The 26,854-nt window shown below is 51.8% G+C and carries 26 protein-coding genes; 12 read left to right on the top strand and 14 right to left on the bottom strand.

Annotated features, from left to right (window positions below; translation table 11 throughout):
* The first annotated feature begins 33 nt into the window (after positions 1-33).
* A complete protein-coding gene (locus tag LCF41_RS10750; protein ID WP_225088024.1) occupies positions 34-903 on the top strand; it encodes a D-hexose-6-phosphate mutarotase in 870 nt (289 codons plus the stop codon).
* Between the two features lie 63 nt (positions 904-966).
* Here the strand turns inward: LCF41_RS10750 and LCF41_RS10745 are convergent, their stop codons facing one another.
* Both LCF41_RS10745 and LCF41_RS10740 read right to left on the bottom strand, forming a co-directional pair.
* A complete protein-coding gene (locus LCF41_RS10745) occupies positions 967-1,818 on the bottom strand; it encodes an aldo/keto reductase (protein ID WP_225088023.1) in 852 nt (283 codons plus the stop codon).
* 158 nt (positions 1,819-1,976) lie between these two features.
* Positions 1,977-2,726: a MipA/OmpV family protein gene (locus LCF41_RS10740; RefSeq protein WP_225088022.1), complete on the bottom strand. Its 750-nt coding sequence runs from the start codon at positions 2,724-2,726 to the stop codon at positions 1,977-1,979.
* A 454-nt stretch (positions 2,727-3,180) separates the two neighbouring features.
* On the opposite strand from LCF41_RS10740, the gene yeaG reads away from it, so the two are divergent.
* From yeaG to LCF41_RS10725, 3 genes are all read left to right on the top strand, one after another.
* Positions 3,181-5,115 (top strand): protein kinase YeaG, encoded by a 1,935-nt coding sequence (yeaG, locus tag LCF41_RS10735; protein ID WP_225088021.1) that lies wholly within the window; start codon positions 3,181-3,183, stop codon positions 5,113-5,115.
* A gap of 36 nt (positions 5,116-5,151) precedes the next feature.
* Positions 5,152-6,426 carry a YeaH/YhbH family protein gene (locus LCF41_RS10730; protein WP_225088020.1) on the top strand — a complete coding sequence of 425 codons (1,275 nt, stop codon included), beginning with the start codon at positions 5,152-5,154 and terminating at the stop codon, positions 6,424-6,426.
* A 170-nt stretch (positions 6,427-6,596) separates the two neighbouring features.
* On the top strand, positions 6,597-7,796 hold the full coding sequence (locus tag LCF41_RS10725) for a multidrug effflux MFS transporter (RefSeq protein ID WP_225088019.1): 1,200 nt from the start codon (positions 6,597-6,599) through the stop codon (positions 7,794-7,796).
* Positions 7,797-7,819: 23 nt separating this feature from the next.
* On the opposite strand, the gene LCF41_RS10720 is transcribed toward LCF41_RS10725, so the two are convergent.
* Positions 7,820-9,073 (bottom strand): D-amino acid dehydrogenase, encoded by a 1,254-nt coding sequence (locus tag LCF41_RS10720; RefSeq protein WP_225088018.1) that lies wholly within the window; start codon positions 9,071-9,073, stop codon positions 7,820-7,822.
* A gap of 344 nt (positions 9,074-9,417) precedes the next feature.
* Between LCF41_RS10720 and LCF41_RS10715 the strand changes: the two genes are divergently transcribed.
* Positions 9,418-10,959: a SpoVR family protein gene (locus LCF41_RS10715; protein ID WP_225088017.1), complete on the top strand. Its 1,542-nt coding sequence runs from the start codon at positions 9,418-9,420 to the stop codon at positions 10,957-10,959.
* 102 nt (positions 10,960-11,061) lie between these two features.
* Here LCF41_RS10715 and fadR read toward each other — a convergent pair whose 3' ends face one another.
* Complete coding sequence (gene fadR / locus LCF41_RS10710; protein WP_015840182.1) at positions 11,062-11,781, bottom strand: fatty acid metabolism transcriptional regulator FadR; 720 nt, start codon at positions 11,779-11,781, stop codon at positions 11,062-11,064.
* 244 nt (positions 11,782-12,025) lie between these two features.
* On the opposite strand from fadR, the gene nhaB reads away from it, so the two are divergent.
* Positions 12,026-13,606, top strand: a complete 1,581-nt coding sequence (gene nhaB / locus LCF41_RS10705) for a sodium/proton antiporter NhaB (RefSeq protein ID WP_225088016.1) — start codon at positions 12,026-12,028, stop codon at positions 13,604-13,606.
* Between the two features lie 194 nt (positions 13,607-13,800).
* Entirely contained in the window at positions 13,801-14,331 is a 531-nt protein-coding gene (gene dsbB, locus LCF41_RS10700; protein ID WP_225088015.1) for a disulfide bond formation protein DsbB, read from the top strand.
* Between the two features lie 109 nt (positions 14,332-14,440).
* On the opposite strand, the gene LCF41_RS10695 is transcribed toward dsbB, so the two are convergent.
* Positions 14,441-14,638: a DNA polymerase III subunit theta gene (locus LCF41_RS10695; RefSeq protein WP_010275471.1), complete on the bottom strand. Its 198-nt coding sequence runs from the start codon at positions 14,636-14,638 to the stop codon at positions 14,441-14,443.
* Positions 14,639-14,954: 316 nt separating this feature from the next.
* Between LCF41_RS10695 and mgtS the strand changes: the two genes are divergently transcribed.
* On the top strand, positions 14,955-15,050 hold the full coding sequence (mgtS, locus tag LCF41_RS10690) for a protein MgtS (RefSeq protein ID WP_039300147.1): 96 nt from the start codon (positions 14,955-14,957) through the stop codon (positions 15,048-15,050).
* Between the two features lie 133 nt (positions 15,051-15,183).
* On the opposite strand, the gene ycgN is transcribed toward mgtS, so the two are convergent.
* The 3 genes from ycgN to LCF41_RS10675 form a co-directional block, all read right to left on the bottom strand.
* A complete protein-coding gene (ycgN, locus tag LCF41_RS10685) occupies positions 15,184-15,630 on the bottom strand; it encodes a cysteine cluster protein YcgN (RefSeq protein WP_010275477.1) in 447 nt (148 codons plus the stop codon).
* A 117-nt stretch (positions 15,631-15,747) separates the two neighbouring features.
* Positions 15,748-16,404, bottom strand: coding sequence for a fumarylacetoacetate hydrolase family protein (locus LCF41_RS10680; RefSeq protein ID WP_180741087.1), 657 nt, complete (start codon positions 16,402-16,404; stop codon positions 15,748-15,750).
* A gap of 342 nt (positions 16,405-16,746) precedes the next feature.
* Positions 16,747-17,004, bottom strand: a complete 258-nt coding sequence (locus tag LCF41_RS10675; RefSeq protein WP_225088149.1) for a YcgL domain-containing protein — start codon at positions 17,002-17,004, stop codon at positions 16,747-16,749.
* 136 nt (positions 17,005-17,140) lie between these two features.
* On the opposite strand from LCF41_RS10675, the gene minC reads away from it, so the two are divergent.
* The 3 genes from minC to minE are packed head-to-tail and all read left to right on the top strand — an operon-like array spanning position 17,141 to position 18,933.
* Positions 17,141-17,827 (top strand): septum site-determining protein MinC, encoded by a 687-nt coding sequence (minC, locus tag LCF41_RS10670; RefSeq protein WP_010275486.1) that lies wholly within the window; start codon positions 17,141-17,143, stop codon positions 17,825-17,827.
* Positions 17,828-17,847: 20 nt separating this feature from the next.
* Positions 17,848-18,660: a septum site-determining protein MinD gene (minD, locus tag LCF41_RS10665; protein ID WP_039511326.1), complete on the top strand. Its 813-nt coding sequence runs from the start codon at positions 17,848-17,850 to the stop codon at positions 18,658-18,660.
* 3 nt (positions 18,661-18,663) lie between these two features.
* Positions 18,664-18,933, top strand: a complete 270-nt coding sequence (minE, locus tag LCF41_RS10660; protein ID WP_015840174.1) for a cell division topological specificity factor MinE — start codon at positions 18,664-18,666, stop codon at positions 18,931-18,933.
* A 249-nt stretch (positions 18,934-19,182) separates the two neighbouring features.
* On the opposite strand, the gene rnd is transcribed toward minE, so the two are convergent.
* The 5 genes from rnd to yoaA all read right to left on the bottom strand — a co-directional run bounded on the left by rnd (position 19,183) and on the right by yoaA (position 25,866).
* Positions 19,183-20,307 (bottom strand): ribonuclease D, encoded by a 1,125-nt coding sequence (gene rnd, locus LCF41_RS10655; protein ID WP_225088014.1) that lies wholly within the window; start codon positions 20,305-20,307, stop codon positions 19,183-19,185.
* 140 nt (positions 20,308-20,447) lie between these two features.
* Entirely contained in the window at positions 20,448-22,133 is a 1,686-nt protein-coding gene (fadD, locus tag LCF41_RS10650; RefSeq protein WP_225088013.1) for a long-chain-fatty-acid--CoA ligase FadD, read from the bottom strand.
* A gap of 200 nt (positions 22,134-22,333) precedes the next feature.
* Positions 22,334-22,951: a Slp family lipoprotein gene (locus tag LCF41_RS10645; RefSeq protein WP_431191563.1), complete on the bottom strand. Its 618-nt coding sequence runs from the start codon at positions 22,949-22,951 to the stop codon at positions 22,334-22,336.
* 123 nt (positions 22,952-23,074) lie between these two features.
* A complete protein-coding gene (tsaB, locus tag LCF41_RS10640) occupies positions 23,075-23,776 on the bottom strand; it encodes a tRNA (adenosine(37)-N6)-threonylcarbamoyltransferase complex dimerization subunit type 1 TsaB (protein ID WP_225088011.1) in 702 nt (233 codons plus the stop codon).
* Between the two features lie 140 nt (positions 23,777-23,916).
* Positions 23,917-25,866 carry a DNA repair helicase YoaA gene (gene yoaA / locus LCF41_RS10635; protein ID WP_225088010.1) on the bottom strand — a complete coding sequence of 650 codons (1,950 nt, stop codon included), beginning with the start codon at positions 25,864-25,866 and terminating at the stop codon, positions 23,917-23,919.
* Between the two features lie 209 nt (positions 25,867-26,075).
* Here yoaA and LCF41_RS10630 point away from each other — a divergent pair, with 209 nt between their 5' ends.
* Positions 26,076-26,420, top strand: a complete 345-nt coding sequence (locus LCF41_RS10630) for a RidA family protein (protein ID WP_015840168.1) — start codon at positions 26,076-26,078, stop codon at positions 26,418-26,420.
* A 161-nt stretch (positions 26,421-26,581) separates the two neighbouring features.
* Here the strand turns inward: LCF41_RS10630 and LCF41_RS10625 are convergent, their stop codons facing one another.
* Entirely contained in the window at positions 26,582-26,821 is a 240-nt protein-coding gene (locus LCF41_RS10625; protein WP_225088009.1) for a YoaH family protein, read from the bottom strand.
* Between the last annotated feature and the right edge of the window lie 33 nt (positions 26,822-26,854).

The raw sequence follows: 26,854 nt of genomic DNA, 5'->3' as shown, positions 1-26,854 counted from the left end.
TACTACGAAAAACAATCAAAAAAAGGCACTATCATGCATAACACAATTTTCTCACTCCCCGTCACAAAACAAATTAGCGCCACCCTCAGCCAGCGTCAGTTGGACCAACTCCCTATCGTCGTCGTTGACCATCCTGAAGTGCGTGCGGCAGTGGCATTACAAGGGGCACACTTACTCAGTTGGCAGCCAACTAATGAAGAGCCGGTACTCTGGCTGAGTGACAATACGCCTTTTACTCATCACGTTGCGATTCGCGGCGGTGTACCGATCTGCTTCCCTTGGTTTGGCCCTTTCGCCGAGCCTAACCATGGTTTCGCCCGCCTGCTGCCGTGGGAATTTACCGCTCACAGCGAAGATGAGCACGGTGTGCAGCTCACATTCACGCTGCGAGACAATGAAGAAACGCGTAAGAGCTGGCCGCATGAATTCACGCTCATCGCCCGCTTCAAGCTGGGCAAAGAGTGCGGCATTGAGCTGGAAGCACAAGGTGATTACAGCATTACCAGCGCGCTGCACACCTATTTCAACATCGGCGACATCAGCGATATCCGCATTACTGGTCTGGGCGAGTCATTCATTGATAAGGTGAATCAGGGCAAGCTGTCTACGCAGCAAGGCGATCTGGTCTTTACCGACCGTACGGACCGCATTTATACCCAGCCACAGGATACCAGCGTGATACATGACGCCGTCCTGAAACGCAGCATCGAAGTACACCATTCGCACCATAGTGATGTCGTGTCGTGGAACCCTGGTGCAGAGCTTTCTCGTACAATTAGCGATATGACCGATGAGGGATATAAAACGTTCGTGTGCGTAGAAACGGCGCGAATTAATCAACCGTTTGTCGCCTCCACTAACGCTCCGGCACGTCTGGCGACGGTTATCCGCATCAAGAAATAACCACGGCTATAACGTAACTATATGGGTGTATGGCGAAACCGCCATACACCTCTTCCGCAAATGCTACACCACATCCAGATGTTGTTTGCGCGTCGGCGGTGGAAAAGCGCGATCCAACTGCGCGATATCGTCCTCAGACAACAACACGTCCAATGCTTGCGCATTTTCCTGAACATGCTTAACCGAACTTGCTTTAGGAATCGCGATCACGCCCGGCTGACGAATCGCCCATGCCAGTAAAAGTTGAGCGGGTGTGATGCTCTGTTCATGCGCAATCCGCTTCACTACCGGATGCGAGAATAATCCATCACGTAAGCGCCCGGCCTGCGCCAGCGGACAATACGCCATGATGGGAAGCTGCTGTTGCTGACACCACGGCAGCAAATCAAACTCAATACCACGCGATGCCAAATGGTAAAGCACCTGATTGGTCATACAGCGCTGTCCGCCGTTCAGAGACCACAGCTCCTGCATGTCCTCAAGGTCGAGATTGGAGACGCCCCACTGACCGATTTTGCCCGCCTGCTGCAATCGTTCCATTGCGGCGATGGTATCAACTAAGGGGATACCACCACGCCAGTGCAACAGATACAGATCGATACGCTCGGTTTGCAGTCGCTTCAGGCTGCGTTCACACGCCTGTATCGCCTTTTCACCTCCCGCATTGTGCGGGTAGACTTTCGATACCAGATAAACGCTGTCACGACGGCCGCGCATCGCTTCACCGACCACGACCTCCGCCCCGCCATCCGCATACATTTCGGCCGTATCAATCAACGTTAAGCCAAGGTCGATGCCCGCTTGCAGCGCCGCCACTTCCTGCGCTTTCATGCGGGCATCTTCACCCATGTACCACGTCCCCTGACCGATCGCCGGTACGCGGGTGTCATCTGGAAAACGAATCGTTTTTGTCACGCGCTTCTCCCTTATTTACCGTCAACGTCATCGGTTTGCCATCAACCTAACATGGCATTCAGCGCACCATAAACGTGCAAATGGGGTGATATCACCCCATTATTGTACGGCAACTGCACCATGCTTACGAAGAGCATTAAAAGCGCTCACGAAAAGCATCAGAAACGGTAGCTGACGCCTGCGCTCATTAAGATGCTGTGACTACTGTCGACAATCGGGCTGTCCTTCATTTCGTCAGACAAACGCGTGTAACGACCCACGGCCCAGGCGCTCCAGCTTTGGTTAATCTGATAACCGGCGCTCAGCTCAAGATAGGGAGCCCAACCATCGCCAGGACTATATTGGTTAAAGCCGGAACGCGCGGACTCCTGTGCGTTAACGCCATAGTAATACCGGTTCATGTTTTCACTAAACCAGGTGGCGCCGATACCTGGGGTGATGCTCAAATCACCCATTGAGAAACGGTAAAGATAGGCCGTATCCCACGCGAATCCGTTGCTGTAATCCAGCGTGTCGCCTGCCAGCACAGTACGAATTTCGCCCCAGTCGGCGGTATGACGATAGGCCGCACCCGCCATCAGCGTACCGCGGCGTTTATCTAGCTGCTTCATACGCAGATCGTCGCTATCTCCCGGTTTAAACCCTAAAGGCAGGTAGTAGGCCGTTAAAGAGAGACGATTTGCGCCGTCATTCCACAGGTAGTATCCACCACCTAGCCCGCGGAAATAAAAATTTTCACTTTCATAATTCAGTACAGGAAGCGGATAAACGTCATTATCAACACCACGGTATACGGACGTTGAACCCACAGCGCCAAGGCCCAGAGAGACGTCTGCGGCATAGGCTGAAGGCAGGAGCACGGCACCAGAAATCAGCGCGGCCAGCATACATAGTTGAGGTTTTTTCACAGTTTTCTATTTCCTATTACAGATAAATATCATGAAACATGATAAGCCAATTACACACGTTCGCGTTCAGGTTATATAAAATAACACTAACGAATAACCTAACTATTCGATAAGTTTTACGTGCGCTAACGTCGGTAATAGGCCGTGTCCTTAAGGCTGAGCGCCTATTCTCTATAAGGTTACACGGATTTTCCTGAAAGTGAGTCCTTGAAATATCTTAAAAATACGTCTGTGGACTAGAGGAAATTTTACGGATGCAAACTACGCTTTAATACAGAAGGTGACGTCTTCCTGACCAGCTGGTATGAATAAAATCACGACGCCCTGATGTGGCAAGTTGGCATAAGGGTTGCTGGACTCAGAAGATTTCTTCTTTCGGAGGGCAATACATTAATAGGCATATATTCCACGCGCTCTCTTAATCTGTGCTAATCGACGAAGGACGGGCATCGCTATGAACATATTTGATCACTACCGCCAGCGCTACGACGCTGCCAAGGATGAAGAGTTCACTCTGCAGGAATTCCTTACTATCTGTCAGCAGGATCGCAATGCTTATGCGAACGCGGCTGAACGATTGTTAACGGCTATCGGTGAGCCTGTAATGGTGGATACCGCCCAAGAATCACGAATGTCGCGCCTATTCTCGAACCGGGTGATTGCTCGCTACCCGGCTTTTGAAGAATTTTACGGTATGGAAGAAGCGATCGAACAGATTGTCTCTTACCTGAAACATGCCGCGCAGGGATTGGAAGAGAAGAAACAGATTCTCTATCTGTTGGGGCCGGTCGGTGGCGGTAAATCCTCTCTGGCCGAACGCTTGAAAGCACTGATGCAACGCGTACCGATTTACATCCTCAGCGCCAACGGCGAACGCAGCCCGGTGAATGACCATCCGCTCTGCCTGTTCAACCCGCAGGAAGATGCCGCCATTCTCGAAAAAGAGTATGCCATTCCACGGCGCTATCTCGGCACCATCATGTCGCCGTGGGCAGCCAAACGCCTTCAGGAATTTGGCGGCGACATTTCCAAATTCAAAGTCGTTAAAGTATGGCCATCAATTCTGGCACAAATCGGGATCGCAAAAACCGAACCCGGTGATGAGAACAATCAGGATATTTCAGCGCTGGTCGGCAAGGTCGATATCCGCAAGCTGGAGCATTATGCCCAAAACGATCCCGATGCCTACGGCTACTCTGGCGCATTGTGCCGCGCGAATCAGGGCATTATGGAATTCGTCGAGATGTTCAAAGCGCCGATCAAGGTGCTCCACCCGCTGCTGACCGCGACACAGGAAGGCAACTACAACGGGACGGAAGGTATTGCCGCCCTGCCGTTCAACGGGATTATTCTGGCGCACTCCAATGAATCGGAATGGGTGCAATTCCGTAACAACAAGAACAATGAGGCGTTTCTTGACCGTGTGTATATCGTGAAGGTGCCGTACTGCCTGCGCGTATCCGAAGAGGTCAAAATTTACGACAAGCTGCTCAACCACAGCGAACTGACGCATGCGCCTTGCGCACCCGGCACGCTGGAAACGCTGGCTCGCTTCTCCATTCTGTCGCGCCTGAAAGATCCTGAAAACTCCAGCATCTACTCCAAGATGCGGGTTTACGACGGAGAAAGCCTGAAAGATACCGATCCGAAGGCGAAATCCTATCAGGAGTACCGCGATTACGCAGGCGTGGATGAAGGGATGAACGGCCTGTCGACACGCTTCGCGTTCAAGATTCTGTCACGCGTCTTTAACTTCGATCACAGCGAAGTCGCGGCTAACCCGGTACACCTGTTCTACGTACTGGAACAGCAGATCGAACGTGAGCAGTTCCCGCAGGAACTGGCAGAGAAGTACCTGGAGCACCTGAAAGGCTATCTGACGCCGAAATACGCGGAGTTTATCGGTAAAGAAATCCAGACCGCCTATCTCGAATCCTATTCCGAATACGGGCAGAACATTTTTGACCGTTATGTTACCTATGCGGATTTCTGGATTCAGGATCAGGAGTACCGTGACCCGGATACCGGCCAGCTGTTTGACCGAGAATCGCTAAACGCCGAGCTGGAAAAGATCGAGAAACCTGCGGGCATCAGCAACCCGAAAGACTTCCGTAACGAGATCGTCAACTTTGTCCTGCGTGCCCGCGCCAATAATAGCGGCCGGAATCCAAACTGGACCAGTTATGAAAAACTGCGCACGGTCATCGAGAAGAAGATGTTCTCCAACACGGAAGAGCTGCTGCCTGTGATTTCGTTTAATACCAAAACCTCAACGGATGAACAGAAAAAACATGATGACTTCGTCGATCGTATGATGGAGAAAGGCTACACCCGGAAGCAGGTGCGTTTGCTGTGCGAATGGTATCTGCGGGTGAGGAAATCATCATAATGACGCACGATGCTGGCAACAGCGTTTGGGGGAAACATGGCCTATTTTATTGATCGACGGCTAAACGGCAAAAACAAAAGCACGGTGAACCGCCAACGCTTTTTGCGCCGCTATAAGTCGCAAATAAAACAGTCGATTTCCGAGGCCATTAATAAGCGTTCGGTGACCGACATCGAAAGCGGGGAGTCGGTGTCGATCCCCAATGCAGACATCAACGAACCGATGTTCCATCAGGGCCGTGGAGGACGCCGTCATCGCGTCCACCCGGGTAATGATCACTTCGTACAGAACGACAAAATCGAGCGGCCACAAGGAGGTGGCGGCGGTGGTTCCGGTCAGGGGGACGCCAGTAAAGATGGCGAAGGCGAGGATGAGTTTGTCTTTCAGATCTCCAAAGACGAATATCTGGACCTGTTGTTTGAAGACCTGGCGCTGCCAAATCTGAAGAAGACCCAGCATCGGCAGATGACCGAGTACAAAACACACCGCGCTGGCTACACCGCGAACGGCGTTCCTGCCAATATCAGCGTGGTACGGTCATTGCAAAACTCACTGGCGCGTCGTATGGCGATGACGGCGGGTAAACGCCGCACGCTGCACGAACTGGAAGAGACGTTGGAACAGCTGGCACATACCGAACCCGCGCAATTGCTGGAAGAGGAACGGCTGCGACAGGAAATTACCGAACTGCGCCAGAAAATCGCCCGCGTGCCGTTTATTGATACGTTTGACCTGCGCTACAAGAACTACGAGCGCCGGGCCGAGCCATCGAGCCAGGCTGTGATGTTTTGTTTGATGGACGTGTCCGGCTCCATGGATCAGGCGACAAAAGACATGGCGAAGCGCTTTTATATTCTGCTGTATCTGTTCCTCAGCAGAAATTACAAAAACGTAGACGTTGTCTATATTCGCCACCACACGCAGGCGAAAGAGGTTGATGAACAGGAGTTCTTCTACTCTCAGGAAACCGGCGGTACCATTGTCTCCAGTGCGTTAAAACTGATGGAGGAAGTCGTACGCGAGCGTTACGATCCGTCACAGTGGAATATCTATGCGGCACAGGCATCGGATGGCGATAACTGGGCTGATGATTCACCGCTGTGCCACCAGATACTGGCGAATAAGCTTCTGCCAATGGTGCGTTATTACAGCTATATCGAGATCACACGACGTTCACACCAGACGCTCTGGCGCGAATATGAAACACTGCGCGATACATTTGATAATTTCGCTATGCAGCATATTCGCGATCAGGATGATATCTACCCTGTCTTCCGCGAACTCTTCCGTAAGCAAACCGTAGGGCATTAACCATCACTCAGCCAGTTATCTGTTAATGACTAATAGTTAACTGGCTGATTTTCCCTTCCAGAGTGTAAATCACTATCTCATCGTGACATTGTCACAAAGATAACGCTTTCTTTCAGCCAGTGCGCGCATTACCCTGTCGACCCCATAAAACGTAGACGTCTGTTTTTGTTATGCAACGATTTGTTCTGATTTTACTGACTCTGGTTCTACTCGGCCCTCTGGGTATCGACATCTATTTACCGCTGATTCCCGCCATCGCCGTGGCGTTGAACAGCCCGGAATCGCTGATTCAATCCACCGTCGCCCTGTTTATTTTGGTCATGGGATTAGGCCAGCTTCTGGCTGGGCCACTGGTCGATAAATATGGCCGCCGCCCGATGGCGCTGGCTGGTGTGATAATCTATATCATCGGTGCCATCATGGCGGCGCTGGCGACCAACGCCACGCTATTCGTTCTTTCACGCCTTTTTCAGGGTATGGCCGTCTGCTGTACTGCCGTTGCCATTTTCAGCAGCGTACGTGACAAGCTAAACGGCGATGATGCCGCCAGAACCTATGGTTTTCTCAACGGCACGCTGAATATTGTGCCAGCGCTGGCGCCGCTCTTCGGCGGGCTGCTGGCTGAAGCCTTCGGCTGGCGTGCGCCGTTCTGGTTCCTCGCGGGCTACAGTGTTCTGGTACTGGCACTCGTCATTCGCTTCCTGCCCGAAACGCGCCCGGATTCAACATTGCCCGTACACGGCTTACCGCTGCGCCAATATGTACGCCTGTTGTCCGATCGCCATTTTCTGGGATTTGCAGCCGTCAACGCGGGCGCAATGGGGATGGCGTTAACCTATGTCACCTTTTCCCCCGTGGTGTTGATAAATCAGGCGCAACTCACGCCGCTTGAATTTTCAATCGCCTTCGGAGCAAACGGTTTTTGGATCATGCTGGTCAGCTTTTTCGCGAATCGCATTATCCGCAAAGTCGGTCGGCCACGCTGTCTGGCTGTTGGTAGCCTGCTGATGGGCGCGGGTTTCCTTTCACTACTGGGTGGTGTTGTGATCTTACCTGACGCGCTGCAAAACATCTGGCCGACCTACATGCTGCCCGTCGCGCTGGCCTGTGGCGGTCTGGCATTTTTGATCGGCCCCTCCACCAGCTACGCGCTGGAGCCTTATTCCAATGAAGCGGGAATTGCGTCGGCGATGGTAGGGTTTGTACAAATGGCGGGAGGCGCTGCACTGGGGCTGATCGCGATGGCGCTCCCTCTGCCGTCAAAAATATCACTGGCGCTGGTCATGCTCTGTGCCGCCCTGTTGGCGGTACGCGCCCGACTGCTCACGCGGCACCACAAGGGCAGTATTACGTCACTGCCCCGTGGTTAATTAAACTATACAATCCAGATACATTAACGCGTATAGCGAGACACGGACAAATCATCGCCTTCAATCTCCGGTGATTTGTCAGACAGAATATCCGCCAGCAACTTCCCTGAGCCACAGGCCATCGTCCAGCCTAACGTGCCATGCCCGGTATTCAGATACAGATTTTTCAGCGGTGAACGCCCTACCAGCGGCGTGCCGTCTGGCGTCATCGGGCGCAGCCCCGTCCAGAATGTCGCTTGTTCAATCGGGCCGCAATGGGGGTACAGATCGCGTACCACCATCTCCAGCGTCTCACGCCGTTTAGGGTTCAGATCGGTATTAAAGCCTACGACCTCTGCCATTCCTCCAACGCGGATGCGGCGATCAAACCGAGTTATTGCCACTTTGTAGGTTTCATCCAGCACGGTAGAAACCGGTGCTGAGGCATCATCCGCCAGCGGAATCGTCAGTGAATAACCTTTCAGCGGATAAACCGGAATATCGAACCACTGCCGCAGCAGCCCCGTTGAATAGGAACCGCAGGCCATCACATAAGCGTCCGCCACGATCATTTCATCGTCGCACTGTACGCCCGTCACGTTTTGCCCTTCCACCCGCAGTTGGCGGATGTTACGTCCCAGCTTAAAGGCGACACCCGCATCGGCAGCCATCGCCGCCAGTTGACGGGTGAACAGCTGACAATCACCCGTTTCATCATGCGGTAAACGCAGCCCACCCGTCAGTTTCTCCGCCACATTCGCCAGCGCGGGTTCAACAGAGGCCAACTCCTGACGGGACAGCAGTTGATACGGGACGCCAGCCTCTTTCAGCACGGCGATATCCCGTGTCGCATTGTCATATTGCTGTTCGGTACGGAACAGTTGCAGCGTTCCGCCCTGCCGACCTTCGTACTGAATACCCGTGTCCTGTCGCAGCTGTTGCAGGCAGTCACGGCTGTATTCCGCCAGACGAACCATCCTCGCTTTATTGGTCTTATAGTGGCGCGCATCGCAGTTAAGCAACATTTGCCACATCCAGCACAGCTGTGTGGCCGTGAAATCAGGCCGGATCGCCAACGGCGCATGGCGCTGAAACATCCATTTTATTGCTTTCAGCGGTATTCCCGGCGCAGCCCAGGGCGCGGCATAGCCGGGGGAAATCTGCCCGGCATTCCCGGCGCTGGTTTCCAACGCCGGTTCCGGCTGCCTGTCGATAACGGTGACATCATGCCCCGCCTGCGCAAGATACCAGGCGGTACTCACACCAACTACGCCACTTCCCAGAATCACAACCCGCATGCTACCGCTCTCCCTTTCCTTCCGTTATCGACCATTTGCCTCTGCCCATTCTCTTTCACGCTACCGGTACGTTGCCTTTCCTGTAACTCGAATTGTTTAAGGGCTAATTCGCTAGAAAAATACGACTTTATTGGGGTAAAACACTGGCTAAAAGATAAAATTCAGGACTACTCTACCATTTGGTAAGAAATTGTCATCCGCCGCAGCGATAGCATTTCGCTATTGCCGCTCTCCACCAAGTTGTTACGCCAAGCCACCGTTTTCTCATCACTTTTGTCAGATTGAGCTACGATTAATTATGCCTGTGCGATTGCGCGCAGGTTGGTCACGTAGGGGGCGCGCTGATGGCTATATCAACGGATAATCAGGTAAAAAAAACACTTCGCCTGAGTGATGGACCGGACTGGACGTTTGAGTTGTTGCAGGTTTACCTTGATGAAATTGATCGGGTAGCCAAGCTGTATCGTCTGGCAACCTATCCTCATCAGATCGAAGTCATCACCTCAGAACAAATGATGGACGCCTATTCCAGTATAGGAATGCCGATCAACTATGCCCACTGGTCGTTCGGGAAGAAATTTATCGAAACCGAACAGCGTTACAAACACGGGCAGCAGGGACTGGCATACGAAATTGTCATCAATTCCGATCCCTGTATCGCGTATTTGATGGAGGAGAACACGCTGCCGATGCAGGCGCTGGTCATGGCACATGCCTGCTATGGACACAACTCGTTCTTCAAAGGTAATTACCTGTTCCGCAGTTGGACCGACGCCAGCTCCATTGTCGATTATCTGCTGTTTGCCCGGCAATATATCGCGCAATGCGAAGAGCGTTATGGCGTGGATGAGGTGGAGCGTCTGTTAGATTCCTGCCATGCGCTGATGAATTACGGCGTTGACCGCTACAAGCGCCCACAAAAAATTTCGCTTGAAGAGGAAAAATCTCGCCAGAAAAGCCGCGAGGCCTACCTGCAAAGCCAGGTTAACGATCTCTGGAAGACATTACCACGGCGCGAACAAGGTGCCGCACCGGAGCAAGCGAGACGTTTTCCGCAAGAGCCACAGGAAAACCTGCTCTATTTTATGGAGAAAAATGCGCCGCTGCTGGAACCCTGGCAACGAGAGGTTCTGCGCATCGTGCGTAAAGTCAGCCAATATTTCTATCCGCAGAAGCAGACTCAGGTCATGAATGAAGGCTGGGCGACGTTCTGGCACTACACCATTCTGAACCATCTCTACGATGAAGGCCGGGTCACTGAGCGCTTTATGCTGGAATTCCTGCACAGCCATACCAACGTGATTTATCAGCCGCCGTATAACAGTCCGTATTACAGCGGAATAAACCCGTATGCGCTGGGCTTCGCCATGTTTCAGGACATCAAACGTATTTGTCAGTCGCCGACGGACGAAGACCGCTACTGGTTCCCCGATATCGCGGGGAAAGACTGGCTCGATACCTTGCATTTTGCGATGCAGAACTTCAAGGACGAGAGCTTCATCAGCCAGTTCCTGTCGCCTAAATTGATGCGTGATTTCCGGCTATTTACGGTGCTGGACGACGATCGCAACAACTATCTGGAAATTGCCGCGATTCACGACGAAGAAGGCTATCGCCTGATCCGGCAGGAACTCTCCGCACAGTACAACCTTAGCCATCTGGAGCCGAATATTCAGGTCTGGAATGTGGATTTGCGTGGTAATCGGGCGCTGACGCTGCGCTATGTTCCGCATAACCGCGCCCCGCTGGATAAAAGCAGCCAGGAAGTGTTGAAGCACGTCCATCGCCTGTGGGGGTTCGACGTTTATCTGGAACAGGCTAACGCAGATGGCAGCGTTGAACTGCTGGAACGCTGCCCGCCGCGTAACGGAACGGCATCCACGTAACGGCGTTCGGGCACACGACCAAAGACAAAGGGGATTCAGGCATAGCCTGAATACCCTTTTCACCAATTCACCTTTTTACAATCCAGCGAAGCGGTAAGCGCCTTAGCGGCGTACTTCTGCGATATCCCGCGGGATGGCGCTTTGCATACTGTGCCAAATCGCTCCGCTTTCTTTACCGTAATGTCTGACGACATCCATGACTTGATCGTATAACTCTTCGCTGCGCAACGCTTCCAACCGACCGTAAAAATTCACCGCCAGCTTGCGGGCTTCCGGGTTGGAAAAATAGTAGCGCCCGACGCGAATATACAGACCTTTCAGGCCGTTCAGGATCAGACCATAAATCGGATTGCCAGAGGCAAAAGCCAAACCACGGAACACGTTGTAGTCAAGCTGCGCAAAGGCTTCTGCGCTATCGTCTACCGCGTTTGCCTGAGTCAAGACATCACGCACCTTTTCCGGATTATGCCGTAACGCCGTCCGAATAAAGATGGCCGCGATGTTGGTTCGCACGGCCAGCAGGTTGTCGATCAATTGCGGCACACTATCGTGATCAAGTCGCGCCAGCGTTTCCAGAATATTGAGCCCGGACGTTTCCCAAAAATTGTTAATCTTTGTTGGTTTCCCGTGCTGTATCGTCAGCCAACCATCGCGAGCCAAGCGCTGAAGCACTTCACGCAGGGTAGTCCGGGTCACGCCGATCAGTTCAGACAGTTCTCTTTCCGCGGGCAAAATAGAGCCAGGAGGAAAGCGGTTATTCCATATACTTTCGATAATGTATTCTTCCGCGAATCCAGCCGGACTTTGCGCCTTTATAACCATGTCTTTATAACCATGTGTTTGATAATCCGTAGCAGTGATTGCCGAAAAAAGCCAAATCATAATACCAGACGAAAGAATCATGATATAGCGCCGCACTCAGGCACCGAACCATTTCAATGAAAAATTGTGACTGCAAACCGCTCTCTCGCCGCGTAGAACGGTAGACTTCTGACCGTTTGTAAAGTTTTTACGATATGATGAAAACCATCAAACTATTCTAACGAGTAAGGATTCCTCTCCCATTATGATCGGCATGCCCCTCCACCGCGCGCTGTTAAAAAATTTTCTGGGATACGCGCCAGACTGGTACAAACTGACTATTTTTTGCTTCTTGCTGATTAATCCGCTGCTGTTTTATTTTGTCAGCCCGTTTTGGGCCGGTTGGTTATTGGTCGTGGAGTTTATTTTTACGCTCGGCATGGCGCTGAAATGTTATCCGCTACAGCCCGGCGGTCTGCTGGCGCTCCAGGCGATATTGATCGGAATGACCAGCCCGCAGCAGGTGTGGCATGAAGTCACAGGAAATATTGAAGTCCTCATGCTGCTGGTGTTTATGGTGGCGGGCATCTATTTCATGAAGCAACTGCTGCTCTTTGTCTTTACCAAACTGCTGCTGCGCATTCATTCCAAAACGCTGCTATCACTTGCTTTTTGTATCGCTGCCGCCTTCCTTTCCGCTTTCCTTGATGCGCTGACCGTGATTGCTGTGGTTATCAGCGTCGCTATCGGGTTTTATGGGATTTACCACCGTTTTGCATCCCAACAGGGCGAAGATGAGGCCGATATCAGCGATGACAGCACGCTAAGCAGCGAGGAGCATCATTGTACGCTGGAGCAATTCCGGGCATTCCTGCGCAGCCTGCTCATGCACGCTGGCGTCGGTACGGCACTGGGCGGCGTGATGACAATGGTGGGAGAACCTCAGAACCTGATTATCGCAAAAAGCGCAGGCTGGGATTTCGTCAGCTTCTTCCTGCGCATGTCGCCAGTGACCGTCCCGGTGTTTATTTGCGGTATCCTGACCTGCGTGCTGGTTGAGCGTTTTAAACTCTTCGGCTACGGCGTCAGTCTTCCAGACAACGTACGACGTGTACTTGAGGATTACGACCGGGATATGACGGAAAAGCGTACACCGCAAGATAAAGCTCGTTTACTCGTACAGGCCGTGATTGGCATCTGGTTGATTGTTGCACTGGCGTTTCATCTGGCTGAGGTCGGATTGATTGGCCTTTCCGTGATTATCATGGCCACGACGTTCTGTGGCGTGACCGAAGAACATGCCATCGGTAAAGCGTTTCAGGATGCCATGCCGTTTACCGCGCTGCTGACGGTGTTTTTTGCCATCGTCGCCGTCATTATCGATCAGCAGCTGTTTTCACCAATTATCCATTACGTTCTGCAATCGTCTGAGAGCGCACAATTGACGCAGTTTTACCTGTTCAATGGCCTGCTATCATCGATATCGGATAACGTCTTCGTTGGTTCGGTTTACATTAACGAGGCACGCAATGCCTTTGAGAACGGCCATATCTCGCTCCATCAGTTCGAGTTGCTCGCCGTGGCGATCAATACCGGCACCAACCTGCCTTCCGTCGCCACCCCAAATGGGCAAGCCGCGTTTCTATTCTTACTGACGTCTGCTTTGGCGCCGCTCATCCGCCTGTCTTACGGGCGCATGGTCATCATGGCGTTGCCTTACACGATTGTGATGACGCTGGTCGGTTTGCTTGGCGTGGAATTCACACTCGTGCCCTTTACCGATTTTTTAATGAATAACCACTGGATTTCTTTGCCAAACTTGACCCTATCAGGCAGTCACTCATAATCACGATCGTGTATAGTAATCACGGCAGCGACCATTTCCGTCTTGATGACGTTATCAATGCGATGTTCGCCGCCGTAAAATGACAGAAAAGCATTAAATAAACATATCGTTACGTTTTGCACAGTGAAATGATGGCAGTGAAGCCAGAACGGTTTACACTGCTGCTTTAATCATGTTTAGCATGGAATATTTTTATGTTGCGATTTCTTAATCGTTGCTCACGCGGGCGTAGTGCGTGGCTGCTGCTGGCGTTTACTGCTTTAGCGTTGGAATTGACCGCGCTCTATTTTCAGCACGTTATGCTATTAAAACCGTGCGTGCTGTGTATCTATCAGCGCTGTGCGCTATGGGGCGTGTTCGCCGCAGGTATTGTTGGCGCCATCGCGCCATCAACGGCATTGCGTTACCCGGCCATCGCGCTATGGATATACAGTTCCTACGAAGGGGTTCGACTGGCATGGAAACACACGGATATCTTGTTAAATCCGTCGCCGTTTACCACCTGTGATTTCTTTGTCAGCTTCCCGTCATGGTTACCGTTAGACAAATGGCTTCCCGCCATTTTCAATGCGACAGGTGATTGCTCAGTGCGTCAGTGGGAATTCCTCTCTCTGGAAATGCCACAATGGCTGCTTGGCATCTTTGTCGCTTATCTGGTGATTGCCGTGCTGGTATTGATCGCTCAACCTTTCCGCCCCAAACGCCGCGATCTCTTCAGCCGTTAATCCATAAGCGGATGAATACAGAAGGCGCTTCACATATAAACCGAAAAGCCCGACACTGTTGTCGGGCTTCTGGTAACCGTTTCTACGCCTCACAGGCTTGCGCGAACGCTCACTGCTGTGGCCTGTAGATATCGCGATAGTGGCCTAATCTTTCGTTGAAAAAAGGCCTTTTTTCCTGCGGGATTCTTCGTGATATTTCATCTGCGTCGATCTTTTTTTCCTGACTTTCCATGAAAGCAATCGTGGAGGCAGCAAAATCGGTGTACTGCTCACTGTACTCAAGAATGATTTTCTCAAAGTTAATCACATGCTCTCCCCCTCTGCTGGTTATACTGCTCTAAAATTATACAACACGTCACGATTTATGCTGGGGATGGCAGCATGATTCGCACAAGGAAAAATAAAAGTGTGAAGTGACAGGCAAAACGCAGATGCGCATTCCGATTCCGGCAGTGAAGCACCGCGTGTGCTACCTCAACGAGATGTAAACCACCAGCCCCTTTTTGAGCGTTTTTTCTTCATTAACATGCGCCCCAGTCCTATAGTATCTATCGCAGGTCAACGATGACTTTCCACCCTATGAGGTATTTCTATCGCAATTAATTTATTCAGGAGAAACAATCATGTTAGGTAATATCAATCTCTTCATCGCCGTATTGGGCGGCATTCTTTTTCTCAGCTTCCTGGCGGCGTACCTCAGCCCCAAATGGGATGACTAATGAATACTGACGCTCCCCCCGATAAAAAGCCCCTCTTCTGAGTGATTCAGACTGAGGGGCTTCTTGTTTTAGCCAGTAAACAGTTTCTATCAGAAAACAGTGTCAACCAGACAACCGCCACACCGAGCAGCAACTATCGTGCCCATTCAGGCTTATTTAAAATGTGATCCTGCCAATCCACCACCTCACTCTCACGTACAGCGATATGGCGCACGGAGATACGCTCGCGGTGCATTGCCGTCTTCGTGCCGCAGACCAGCGGATGCCACTGCGGTAAATCTTCGCGTTCATGAATCAGGCGATATGCACAGGTCGCCGGGAGCCAGTTAAACGTCAGCAGGTTTTCACGCGTCAGCTTGATACAGTCCGGTTCGTACTCGAAGCGTTTCTCATAGTTGCGACACTGGCAGCTTTTAATATTCAACTGATTACAGGCGACGTTGGTAAAATAGATTTCCTCTGTATCCTCATCAATCAGTTTATGCAAACAGCACTGACCGCAACCATCGCACAGCGACTCCCATTCATCGTCAGACATCTCAGACAACGTTTTTTGCTGCCAAAAAGGGCGTTCAGTCATGTTTCTTCCAGTTAACTTAAGTTGATAAATTGATAGCGTTGTAAATCAGGTACATGATTCTGGCGGGCGCGGCGGGGAGGTTTTGCTGCCCGTCATTCAACACGGGCAGCCGGGGCATTAGATAATACGTGTGCTCAACGTCCGGTCATTCACCGTAATCGTCAGCATATCGCCAGACAGGATCGGACCGACCCCTTTTGGCGTACCCGTCAAAATAATATCGCCCGCGCGCAGCGTAAAGAAACGGCTCATGTAAGCAATCAGCGGCAGAATCGGCGTAATCATATCACGCGTATTACCCTGCTGGCGCACTTCATCATTCACTTTTACTCCCAATTCGGTTTGTTGCGGATCGCCAAACTCGGCAACCGGAATAAAACCGGAAATCGGGCAGGAACCGTCAAACGCTTTAGCTTTTTCCCACGGCTGACCCGCTTTTTTGAATTCGGACTGCAAATCACGCAGCGTCAGATCCAGCGCGACACCGTAACCCGCAATCGCCCGGGCGACACGCTCTTCATTCGCCTGCTTTAACGGCGTACCGATCAGCACAGCCAACTCAACTTCGTGATGAACCGAGCCCAGGTTTTTAGGAATGGCAACGGGCTGGCGTAAATCACACAGTGCGGTTTCAGGCTTGATGAATAACACGGGCTCAGCCGGAGTCGCACTGCCCATTTCTTTAATGTGCTCGGAGTAATTGCTTCCGACGCAAACGACTTTATTTACGGGAAAATCAAGCAGCGCGCCCTGCCAGTCTCTGTGTTGATACATGGGTATTCTCCTGCCCTGTCTGTTGAATTATCGCTGTTTTCGTGGTGCAGAACCTGCCCAAAAGGAAAACAGCTATATAAGAACACGATGGTGCAAAACCATCGTTATATCATCGTAACGGGGGTTACCCCAACAGATTTCAGGAGAGCAAGGCGGGCGAGCACGTAGTCTGGAGAAGGCGTCATAATGCATCCCAAAAGGAAACAATTAAATGATGACGGAGTAAAACGTGGAAGATGAATATTTATCGCGCGGAATATCATGTAAATGGTCGAGATATTCCACGCCAAATTATGTTTGCGGCTTTATCTGAAAGTACGCACTGGTATTATTTTTTTACACTTACATCGGCGTGTTTAATAAGCTTTCGACCGGCGGTGGAACTTGCAGATAAAACCCCTGTTCCTGTAGCGCAAGTTTCACTTTTTCTATATCGGCATTCGCCAGTTTTTTACGGCCATCCAACGGTAAGACCATAGCTAACTGCGGCGTGCCAAAACTTTTCATTAATTCTTCCGGCACGCGTGAGAAATCGTCTTTTTTTTCAACATAAAGATAGGTCTGATCGCGTTTAGCACTTCGATAGATCACACAAAACATTTTTTTTACTCTATTTGATGGGAATGCCATCTTGCCTGTATATAATTGTGACTATAACATGCTTACAGCGCTCTGGAATATCATGCCTTAAATGTTACTCTAGGGATTAAAAGATGCTGAAACTGAGTCAGGATAGATGTCACAAACGCCAATAGAGTTAAAAGGCAGCAGCTTTACCTTATCGGTTGTTCATTTGCATGATTCCCAACCCGAGGTAATTTATCAGGCACTACAGGAAAAAATAGAGCAAGCGCCTGCTTTCCTGAAAAATGCCCCCGTTGTCATTAACGTGGCCGCATTAACTGCGGAAACTGACTGGATAAAATTACAGCAGGCCATATCATCAACCGGCCTGCATGTCGTTGGCGTCAGCGGATGCACCGACGATGCATTAAAGAAAACCATTGCGCAGGCGGGGCTTCCCCTTCTGAGCGAAGGTAAAGCACAACGCCGGGTAGTCGAACCCGTCGCCGCCGTTCCTGCCGCGGTGAAAACGAAAGTCATCAACACCCCCGTACGCTCCGGCCAACAGATTTACGCACGGAACTGTGACTTGATTGTCACAAGCAGCGTCAGCGCAGGGGCTGAGGTGATTGCCGATGGCAATATTCATATTTACGGCATGATGCGCGGCCGAGCCCTCGCAGGCGTTTCTGGCGATGTTCAGAGCCAGATATTCTGTACGCATCTGGCCGCAGAACTGGTCTCTATCGCTGGTCGTTACTGGCTGAGCGACCAGATTCCTGAACCGTATTTTGGGCAGCCAGCGCGGATCAACCTGAACCAGCTGGACAATGTTTTAACGATAAAACCTCTAGACTAGAATCTCCCAAGGAAACATTTATGGCACGCATCATTGTTGTTACATCGGGTAAAGGGGGCGTTGGCAAGACCACATCAAGCGCGGCCATTGCTACCGGTTTAGCCCAGAAAGGAAAAAAGACCGTTGTCATCGATTTTGACATCGGCCTGCGTAACCTCGACCTGATCATGGGATGTGAGCGTCGCGTGGTGTATGACTTCGTGAACGTTATTCAGGGTGATGCTACGCTTAATCAGGCGCTGATCAAGGATAAGAGAACGGACAATCTCTACATTCTGCCAGCATCGCAAACGCGTGATAAAGATGCCTTAACGCATGAAGGCGTAGAGAAAGTGCTCAACGATTTGGGCGACATGGAATTCGATTTTATCGTGTGTGATTCGCCTGCCGGGATTGAAACCGGTGCGTTGATGGCGCTCTATTTTGCCGATGAAGCGATTATCACCACCAACCCGGAAGTCTCTTCCGTGCGCGACTCAGACCGCATTCTGGGCATTCTGTCCTCGAAGTCACGCCGTGCTGAGCGCTCTGAAGATCCAATCAAAGAGCACCTGCTGCTGACGCGCTACAACCCAGGACGAGTGAGCCGCGGCGACATGCTAAGCATGGAAGACGTTCTTGAAATTCTGCGGATTCCGCTGGTTGGCGTGATCCCTGAAGATCAGTCCGTACTCCGTGCCTCTAACCAGGGCGAACCGGTCATTCTGGATACTGAAGCCGATGCTGGCAAAGCCTACGCGGACACCGTTGAACGTTTGCTTGGCGAAGAGCGTCCTTTCCGTTTTGTTGAAGAAGAGAAGAAGGGTTTCCTTAAACGACTTTTTGGGGGATAAATTATGGCTTTACTGGACTTCTTTCTGTCCCGCAAAAAAACGACAGCCAATATTGCCAAGGAACGGCTGCAAATTATTGTCGCGGAGCGACGCCGGGGAGATAGTGAACCCCATTATCTGCCGCAGTTAAAGCGGGATATTCTTGAGGTTATCTGTAAATATGTACAGATTGATCCTGAGATGGTGACAGTTCAGCTTGAGCAAAAAGGAGATGATATTTCCGTGCTTGAGTTGAACGTGACATTACCGGAAGCGGAAGAAACGCCTAAATGATTTTTCTGCTGTGATATCCCCTGCTTTTACGCAGGGGATAACTATTTCCCTTCATACTACTCCCGTCATACTATTCCGCCATACTTCAAATTACGACGTTTGATTCCACAACGACCTGTGTATTTAGCCAGTATTTTTGTTTCTTATTTTGTTTTTTTCGCCGTATTTTCATCACCCTATTTGCTGCTTTTTCCATAATGCCATCATCACAGCAAATAAGGCGTATTGATAAAACGTGTTTACCGATAATTAATAGCCTTGCACAATGTCACGTAGCGCATCACCATATAACTGGCCGCGCCAGCCAGACAACATTTCCGGCATCCCCGTATCTTGCCCACTTAATTTCCAGTGCCAGTTGAGCAAGCGATTAATTTGACGGCGTGACGCCAATAACTCGGCTGATAATCCACTCTGTTCGCTCATGCTTTGTATAAGCGCTTTGATCTCTTTAAACGCTTTTTTATAGCCGGGATAGTCGATCAAATTAATGACGGGTGGCGGACAATCTACATCCGCGATGCCGTCCGTCTGCGCAACACAGTCCAGCAGCGTTTTCCCGTGATAGCGGATTTCCGGGCCGCTCAGCCCCAGCGAACTCAGTTCTCCCAGTGACGTCGGCAGGCAACGTGCTACCTGTAACAGGTTCTCTTCACGGACAACAAAATTCACCGCGCTGTCTCGCTCACGCGCTTTACGCAAACGCCACTCAGCCAGACGCTGAAGGCAAGCCAGATGCCGACCACGCAGCTGCCAGGCATTGCCAAATTCGCGATAGGCCAGCGCTGGCGCCAAAATATCCTGCTTACGCTGACAAAGCAGGAGACATTCGTCCAACGCGGCGTTCATCCACCCTGCGGCTTGCGTATCCGCCACCAGTTGGGCGGCCATCGGTAACAGATAGAACACATCGGCGGCCGCGTAATCACACTGTTTTTCACTCAGCGGGCGGGCCAGCCAGTCCGTTCTCGACTCGCTTTTATCCAGCGTCACGTCCATGTAGTCAGCCACCAGCGCAGCGAAACCATAAGAAAGCGGCTTACCTAGAAATGCGGCCAGAATCTGTGTATCAATGAACGGCGTCGGCAGTGTTCCAAACGCATTGAGAAATACTTCCAGATCTTCGCTACCTGCATGCAGGAATTTCGTGACCTGTTCGTCACGCAGTAACGCCTGAAAAGGTGCCCAGTCGGTAATCGTTAACGGGTCGATAAGTGAAAGCTGTTCACCGTCATACAATTGAATCAACCCTAATTGCGGGTAATACGTGCGGGTTCTGACGAACTCCGTGTCCAATGCCACCTGCGGAAAGCGTCGCGCCTGAGAGCAAACCTGTTGTAACCCGATGTCGGAAGTGATCAACTGATAATTCAAAACGTCATTCTCTTGGTTGTTTTTACTTTACGGTTCTGAGTCAAATCCGTATCGCCATAAAAAAGAACGCCGGATAAACCGGCGTGAAAACATCATATCGCGTCCTGCCACTCTCTGGCAGTCGTTTTCGTGGAAAATCGTCAGGCGGCAGCGTCTTTCTTCACCTTCTTATCGTCGCGTAATTCACGGCGCAGGATTTTCCCCACGTTAGACTTCGGCAAATCGTCGCAGAATTCGATCTCTTTCGGCACTTTATAGCCGGTAAGATTTCGGCGACAGTGGGTAATGAGTTCCTCTTTCGTTAACGAGTTATCGCGCCTGACCACAAAGGCTTTGACGGCTTCGCCAGAGACTTCATTCGCCACCCCAACCACCGCCGACTCGGACACTTTGGGATGACGGCTGATGACATCTTCAATTTCTGTCGGATAGACGTTAAAGCCGGAAACCAGAATCATGTCTTTCTTACGGTCGATGACCCGCAGAAATCCTTCGTCATCAGACGTGACGATGTCACCTGTCGCCAGCCAACCGTCTTTTAACACTTCATCCGTCGCGGCAGGCTTCTGCCAATACCCTAACATCACCTGCGGCCCTCGCACCCACAGCTCACCGGATTCTCCCGGTCCCGCGTCGTTGCCGTCATCGTCAATGATTCGGACATCCGTGGATGATACCGGTAGCCCAATACTGCCGCTGTAATGTTTGAGATCGTAGGGGTTTACGGACACCAGAGGTGAACTTTCCGTTAGTCCATATCCCTCAAGCAGATGTTTACCCGTTAGCTTTTCCCAACGTTCTGCCACCGCTTGCTGAACCGATGCGCCACCGCCCACTGATAAACGCAGCGTTGAGAAATCCAGCTCGTGGAACTCTTTGTTGCTGAGCAGCGCATTAAATAACGTATTGACACCAGTGATAGCCGTGAACGGGTATTGCTTCATTTCTTTCACGACCGCCGGAATATCACGAGGATTAGTGATCAACAAATTCTTTCCGCCCAATTCAAGGAACAGAAGGCCGTTCACCGTGAGAGCAAAAATATGATAGAGCGGCAACGCCGTGACCACCAGTTCATTGCCTTCTTGCAGAATAGCGCCGTATGCCCCTTTACACTGTTCGAGATTCGCCAGCATATTGCGGTGCGTGAGCATCGCGCCTTTAGCAACACCCGTGGTGCCACCGGTGTATTGCAGGAATGCCAAATCGGTATTGATAATCTCGGGACGAATATACTGCTGACGCCGCCCTTCCTGCAAAACACGGCGAAACGATATCGCATCCGGCAAATGGTATTTGGGCACCAGTCGCTTAATGTATTTCACCACGAAGTTGACCAGCGTGCCTTTTGCCGTAGAGAGCTGATCTCCCATGCGGGTCAGGATCACGTGCTTCACCGCCGTATTATGGACGACTTTTTCCAGCGTGTGCGCAAAGTTAGATACGATAACAATCGTACTCGCCCCGCTATCTTTTAGCTGATGCTCCAACTCACGCGGCGTATATAACGGGTTAACGTTAACCACCACCATCCCCGCGCGCAGCACCCCAAACAGCGCAACGGGATATTGCAACAGATTGGGCATCATCAACGCTACCCGATCGCCTTTCTGCAATTTAAGCTGGTTTTGCAGATAGGCAGCAAACGCCCGGCTCCGCTCTTCCAGCTTACGAAATGTCATCACTTCACCCATGTTGACGAAGGCAGGTCGATCGGCATAACGCCTTACGCTATTTTCAAACATGTCAATTAACGACGAATAGCGATCCGGATCGATTTCCGCTGGCATGTCCGCCGGATAGCGTGATAACCAAATTTTTTCCAAGACGTCACTCCCGAGATATTTTTTTAGTGGCATCATCGTCGCCCTCAAAGGCCTATTGTTATTAACATTATTTTAACTCAGCCTACCAGTTAGCTAACAAACAATGTCAAGGTTGCGAGAACGATCACTAATTTATTCTTTATTCAAAAAAAATCAGGCAACCTGCGTCGCCTGATCTCTTCACGTCGAACGAAATAATTTTATTCTGTCACGACATTCTCAACCTGCGCCGGCCCCGGCCAGCCACCGTCAAATCCCCATCCGGGGCCCCAACCATAGCCGTAACCCGCACGCCATCCCCACGGGCCATAACCGTAGCCGCCAGGTGGCATCACCAGACGCTGCACGACATTCCAGCGTTTGTAGCCTTGTGCGTCGATCACAACATAGCGATAAGGTTTATCACCGATAGCACCCTGTTCGGTGCCGACAATCGGCCCAACAACGGTCACCAGTTGGTCTTTAAAATCGACAGGTTCCAGAAAGCGGTTCACATAGGCAATAAAACGTCCTTCTGATGGCATATCCAACCGCGGTTTCGCGCCGCTATCCAGCGGCATGCTGGCAATTTCCAGACGGGTTTTATGTGCCTCATTGCGGATGCTGACCACTCGCCCGCCAAAGCGTGACTCCTGACCGACATAAATCTGTGGCGCATTCATGACACGCACCAGATCGTCCTGCGGCGTGGGCGACGTGCCTTTAATCGCGTCCGGTATCGTGACACAGCCGGAAAGCAGCAGCACCGTCGCCGCCACCAGACAGAGGCGTGCTTTTTTCTGATTCAGATGCAGATTTTTTATCCGCGTACTTTTCATCTGTGCACTTTTCATTAGTAAAAACATGGCACACCCCCTTCTTCAGATATCTGATAGTTAGACTGCTCAGCATCGAATAAGTTGCTGTTTGAAGTTATGCTCCACGCAATATCAGCATGCCATTTATTCGCGGCCGGGAAGCTTTTTCCAGGTTACTTCATTGCGCAGATAGCGCGGTTGCGCCTTCTCGACACTGACCGCTTTTCCTGCTTGCCAGAGCTGACAGGCCAGCGGCAACATGTCCTGCGCTTGCGGCAGCAGCACATCGCCCTTCGTTAATACCAACGAGGCATGGCTGACCAGTTCAGGATAGGTTTCCCATCCGGTTCCTACCGTGCCCCATTCGCCTGACAGCGTAGCCGTTAAGGCCTGCACGTGTTCAGGTTTCAATACGGCTTCCTCGGATTCCCCCTGCCAGCCACCGTCAGCAGCGCGCTGATAGCAGCCCCAGTACACTTCGCCCATTCGCGCATCAATCGCTGCCAGCACTTGCGTCGCTTGCGTCAGGCGGAAAGCGCCCTGTGCCATTGTCGCCAGTGACGATATACCGAGCATCGGTAAATCCGTCCCCAACGCCAGCCCTTGCGCAATGCCGATACCAATCCGCACGCCGGTAAAACTTCCCGGTCCCTGACCAAAGGCCAGCGCATCAAGATCGTTAAGTGTCAGACCGCTGTCGGCCAGCACCTGCTGAACCATCGGCAGAATACGTTGTGTGTGCTCACGGGGACAAATTTCGAACAGAGAATGAATTTCGCCTTCATTCCAGAGTGCAACGGAACAGGCTTCCGTTGCGGTATCAAGCGCTAGAATTCGCGTAGACATGCCAACCTCAGGCAGGATAAATAAATCTTAACAACCCGTATCATAGCATACCCCCCTGCCGTACCGCAGCCCCTCCCACCGTTGGTCAGAACAGACGGCAACCGCCAGCGAGGACTATATGTTATGGGACAGGAAGTGTATTACGGATCAGGAAATGTATTACGGGTCAGGAAATTAATCGCCTGCCGAATATCGCGGGTCCGCGGCGTTGGCGGCAGGCTGTTAAGAAATACAGCGCCATACGGCCGCATCACCAATCGATTATCGCAAATCACAATAACACCGCGATCCTCAACGTCACGGATGAGGCGACCTACGCCTTGCTTCAGGGTAATCACCGCATCAGGAACCTGCACATCGTCGAAAGGCTCGCCGCCGCGCAGCCGACAATCTTCGATACGTGCCTTCAGCAGCGGGTCGTCCGGCGAGGTAAACGGCAGTTTATCGATAATGACGCAGGAGAGCGTATCGCCGCGCACATCCACGCCTTCCCAGAAGCTGCTGGTCGCCACCAGCAAGGCATTACCCGCCGACACAAACTGCGACAGCAGTTGTGCCTTGCCAGTCTCCCCCTGGAGCAGCACCGGTAGCGTCAGCATGGCGCGAAACTCAGCGGCCAAGTCACGCATCATCTGATGCGAGGTACACAACATAAAGCAGCGTCCCTGATTCGCCTCAATCAACGGCTGTAGCATCGTCGCCAGCCTTTTCGCCGCACCGGGACGATTGGTTTCCGGCAAATGACGAGGCACGCAGAGCAGCGCCTGATTGGCATAATCAAACGGGCTAGGCAACAGGAGTGTGTTCGCGTTATCCAACCCCAGCCTATCGGTGAAGTGGAAGAGCTGATCGTTAACAGACAGGGTGGCGGAGGTAAATACCCAGGCAGCAGGTTTGTCCTTCATCAATTCGCGAAAACGATCGGCGACAGACAGCGGCGTCAGCGCTAAGACAAAATGGCGCGAATTACATTCGTACCAGTAACTATAGCCCGGCAGTTGTACCTCTTTCAGCCGCTTTAGGCGGTTGCGATAGAGCGTGGCACGCTCAAAGGCGGCATCCAGCAGCGCAGAGCGACCAAGCGACAGTTTCGCGACGTCGTAACACAGCTCCAATGCATCATCCAGCAGCACGAGCGCACGCTGAAGCGACGGCTGTTCGAGCACATCGCGCAGGTTCCCGCGAAACCCCGGATCGCCCAGCGCCAAGCGAAAATCCTGCGTACTTTGCGTCAGGCGATCGGCACTTTTTTGCAGCTGAGAGGCATCACGCACTTCAGTGCGGTAAGCAATGATGATGTCTTTTGCCAGATCCAGCAACTGGCGACTGGAAAGCTGTTGGCCAAAATATTGGCTGGCAATATCGGGAATTTGATGGGCTTCGTCGAAAATCACCACGTCGCTTTCTGGGATCAGCTCCGCAAAACCGGTCTCCTTGACCACCATATCAGCCAGATAAAGATGGTGGTTAACCACCACGATATCGGCATCCATCGCCTTACGCCGCGCCTTCACCACAAAGCACTCTTTATAGTGCGGGCAGTCGCTGCCCAGGCAGTTATCATTGGTGCTGGTCACTAACGGCCAGATCGCGCTGTCTTCCGCGACGCCGGAACAGGTCGTGACATCGCCCTCCGTCGTTTCCGACGACCAACCGCGCAGCCTGACCAGTTCGCTCAGCGCCTCGGCGGGTAAATCACCGCCGCCCAACGATTGCTGTTCGAGCCGTTCCAGACAGAGATAGTTCGAGCGGCCTTTCAGCAGGGCGAGTTTACCTGTGTACTTCAACGCCTGCGCAATCGTCGGTAAGTCGCGACTATAGAGCTGATCCTGTAGCGCTTTTGAGCCGGTCGAGATGATGACTTTTTTATCAGCACGCAAGGCGGGTGCAAGGTAGGCATAGGTTTTACCGGTTCCGGTTCCCGCTTCCACCACCAGTGCCGTTTTAGCGTCGATGGCACGCGTTACCGCCTGCGCCATCTGCCGCTGTGGTTCACGCGGTTTGAAGCCCGTGATCGCTTTCGCCAGCGCGCCGTCATTCGCAAAATCATCGATTACCCGATCGTTCGTCACGCCTGCTCTCTTTTTCATAGAAAAACGTTGTCTGTCACCACTAACCGTTTCTGGTCACGGCAAAATATCGCGCTGATTATGCCAAGAGTCATCCGACGCTACCACCCTAAATCAGGAAAGCGAGTCGTCCCCCGCTGTGTTAGGCTTGGCACGTCGATAATGATTGATAACCCTATTTTATTATCCCCACCATTTTTATTATTCCCACAATGGAGAACATTCATCTCATGGCGATCACACGTATTAATCCTGAAGCACGCTGGTCAGACGCGGTCATCCACAACAACACGCTGTATTACACCAGCGTGCCGGAGAATCTGGATGACGGTGCACAGGCGCAAACGGAGAACGCGCTGGGCGCGCTGGATGCAATCCTGCAACAGGCGGGAACGGATAAGAGCAAGCTGTTGGACGTGACGATTTTTCTTGCCGATGCGGATGACTTTGCCGCGATGAACGCCGCGTGGGATGCCTGGGTCGTGGCGGGCAGTGCGCCCGTCCGCTGCACCGTGCAGGCTAAGCTGATGCACCCGAAATTTAAAGTCGAAATCAAAGCCATTGCGGCGATATAAACCCTCATCGCCCCTACATAATTCGAGGTTTAGGACAACGTGTTAACGTTTTGAACCACGTAACGCGTTGGCTAGCCAGAGCGAGCCCCACGATGAGCCAAGTCGTTAAACGCGGCCAACGCACAGACAATTTGAAGTATGACGGTATAGAGGAAGCGCAGTTACTGCTCGTCCTCTTCTTCACCATCGTCAAAATGGTGTTCTTCGTCGCTGTCATTAACGGTGTCATCATCTTCATCAAACATCACCGCGACGTTGTCACCCTGATGATTCTGACGGATCTCCGCGGCAACCTGTGCTATCGCCTGGCCGCTGCTCATGCCTTCAGACATGAGTTCCTGAATACGCTCAACGGCCTCTTGCTGCTGCTTATGCGTCAGCGCGGGCATACCTGCAATCATGATAATTTCCTGGTTGGTAAATTCGCACGTATC

Source organism: Pectobacterium colocasium (assembly GCF_020181655.1).
GTDB classification, from domain to species: domain Bacteria; phylum Pseudomonadota; class Gammaproteobacteria; order Enterobacterales; family Enterobacteriaceae; genus Pectobacterium; species Pectobacterium colocasium.
Note: the sequence above shows the minus strand (reverse complement) of the source record. Positions and strands in the feature narration are given on the sequence as shown.

Coding starts and splice junctions, on each gene's coding strand:
- dsbB (WP_225088015.1), top strand. CDS start 13,801: ATGTTGCGATTTCTTAATCGTTGCTCACGCGGGCGTAGTGCGTGGCTG.
- LCF41_RS10630 (WP_015840168.1), top strand. CDS start 26,076: ATGGCGATCACACGTATTAATCCTGAAGCACGCTGGTCAGACGCGGTC.
- mgtS (WP_039300147.1), top strand. CDS start 14,955: ATGTTAGGTAATATCAATCTCTTCATCGCCGTATTGGGCGGCATTCTT.
- LCF41_RS10625 (WP_225088009.1), bottom strand. CDS start 26,821: ATGATTGCAGGTATGCCCGCGCTGACGCATAAGCAGCAGCAAGAGGCC.
- minE (WP_015840174.1), top strand. CDS start 18,664: ATGGCTTTACTGGACTTCTTTCTGTCCCGCAAAAAAACGACAGCCAAT.
- minC (WP_010275486.1), top strand. CDS start 17,141: ATGTCACAAACGCCAATAGAGTTAAAAGGCAGCAGCTTTACCTTATCG.
- fadR (WP_015840182.1), bottom strand. CDS start 11,781: ATGGTTATAAAGGCGCAAAGTCCGGCTGGATTCGCGGAAGAATACATT.
- LCF41_RS10680 (WP_180741087.1), bottom strand. CDS start 16,404: ATGTATCAACACAGAGACTGGCAGGGCGCGCTGCTTGATTTTCCCGTA.
- LCF41_RS10645 (WP_431191563.1), bottom strand. CDS start 22,951: ATGAAAAGTACGCGGATAAAAAATCTGCATCTGAATCAGAAAAAAGCA.
- LCF41_RS10675 (WP_225088149.1), bottom strand. CDS start 17,004: ATGTTTTGTGTGATCTATCGAAGTGCTAAACGCGATCAGACCTATCTT.
- yoaA (WP_225088010.1), bottom strand. CDS start 25,866: ATGAAAAAGAGAGCAGGCGTGACGAACGATCGGGTAATCGATGATTTT.
- ycgN (WP_010275477.1), bottom strand. CDS start 15,630: ATGACTGAACGCCCTTTTTGGCAGCAAAAAACGTTGTCTGAGATGTCT.
- LCF41_RS10750 (WP_225088024.1), top strand. CDS start 34: ATGCATAACACAATTTTCTCACTCCCCGTCACAAAACAAATTAGCGCC.
- nhaB (WP_225088016.1), top strand. CDS start 12,026: ATGATCGGCATGCCCCTCCACCGCGCGCTGTTAAAAAATTTTCTGGGA.
- LCF41_RS10725 (WP_225088019.1), top strand. CDS start 6,597: ATGCAACGATTTGTTCTGATTTTACTGACTCTGGTTCTACTCGGCCCT.
- LCF41_RS10715 (WP_225088017.1), top strand. CDS start 9,418: ATGGCTATATCAACGGATAATCAGGTAAAAAAAACACTTCGCCTGAGT.
- minD (WP_039511326.1), top strand. CDS start 17,848: ATGGCACGCATCATTGTTGTTACATCGGGTAAAGGGGGCGTTGGCAAG.
- LCF41_RS10730 (WP_225088020.1), top strand. CDS start 5,152: ATGGCCTATTTTATTGATCGACGGCTAAACGGCAAAAACAAAAGCACG.
- LCF41_RS10720 (WP_225088018.1), bottom strand. CDS start 9,073: ATGCGGGTTGTGATTCTGGGAAGTGGCGTAGTTGGTGTGAGTACCGCC.
- tsaB (WP_225088011.1), bottom strand. CDS start 23,776: ATGTCTACGCGAATTCTAGCGCTTGATACCGCAACGGAAGCCTGTTCC.
- yeaG (WP_225088021.1), top strand. CDS start 3,181: ATGAACATATTTGATCACTACCGCCAGCGCTACGACGCTGCCAAGGAT.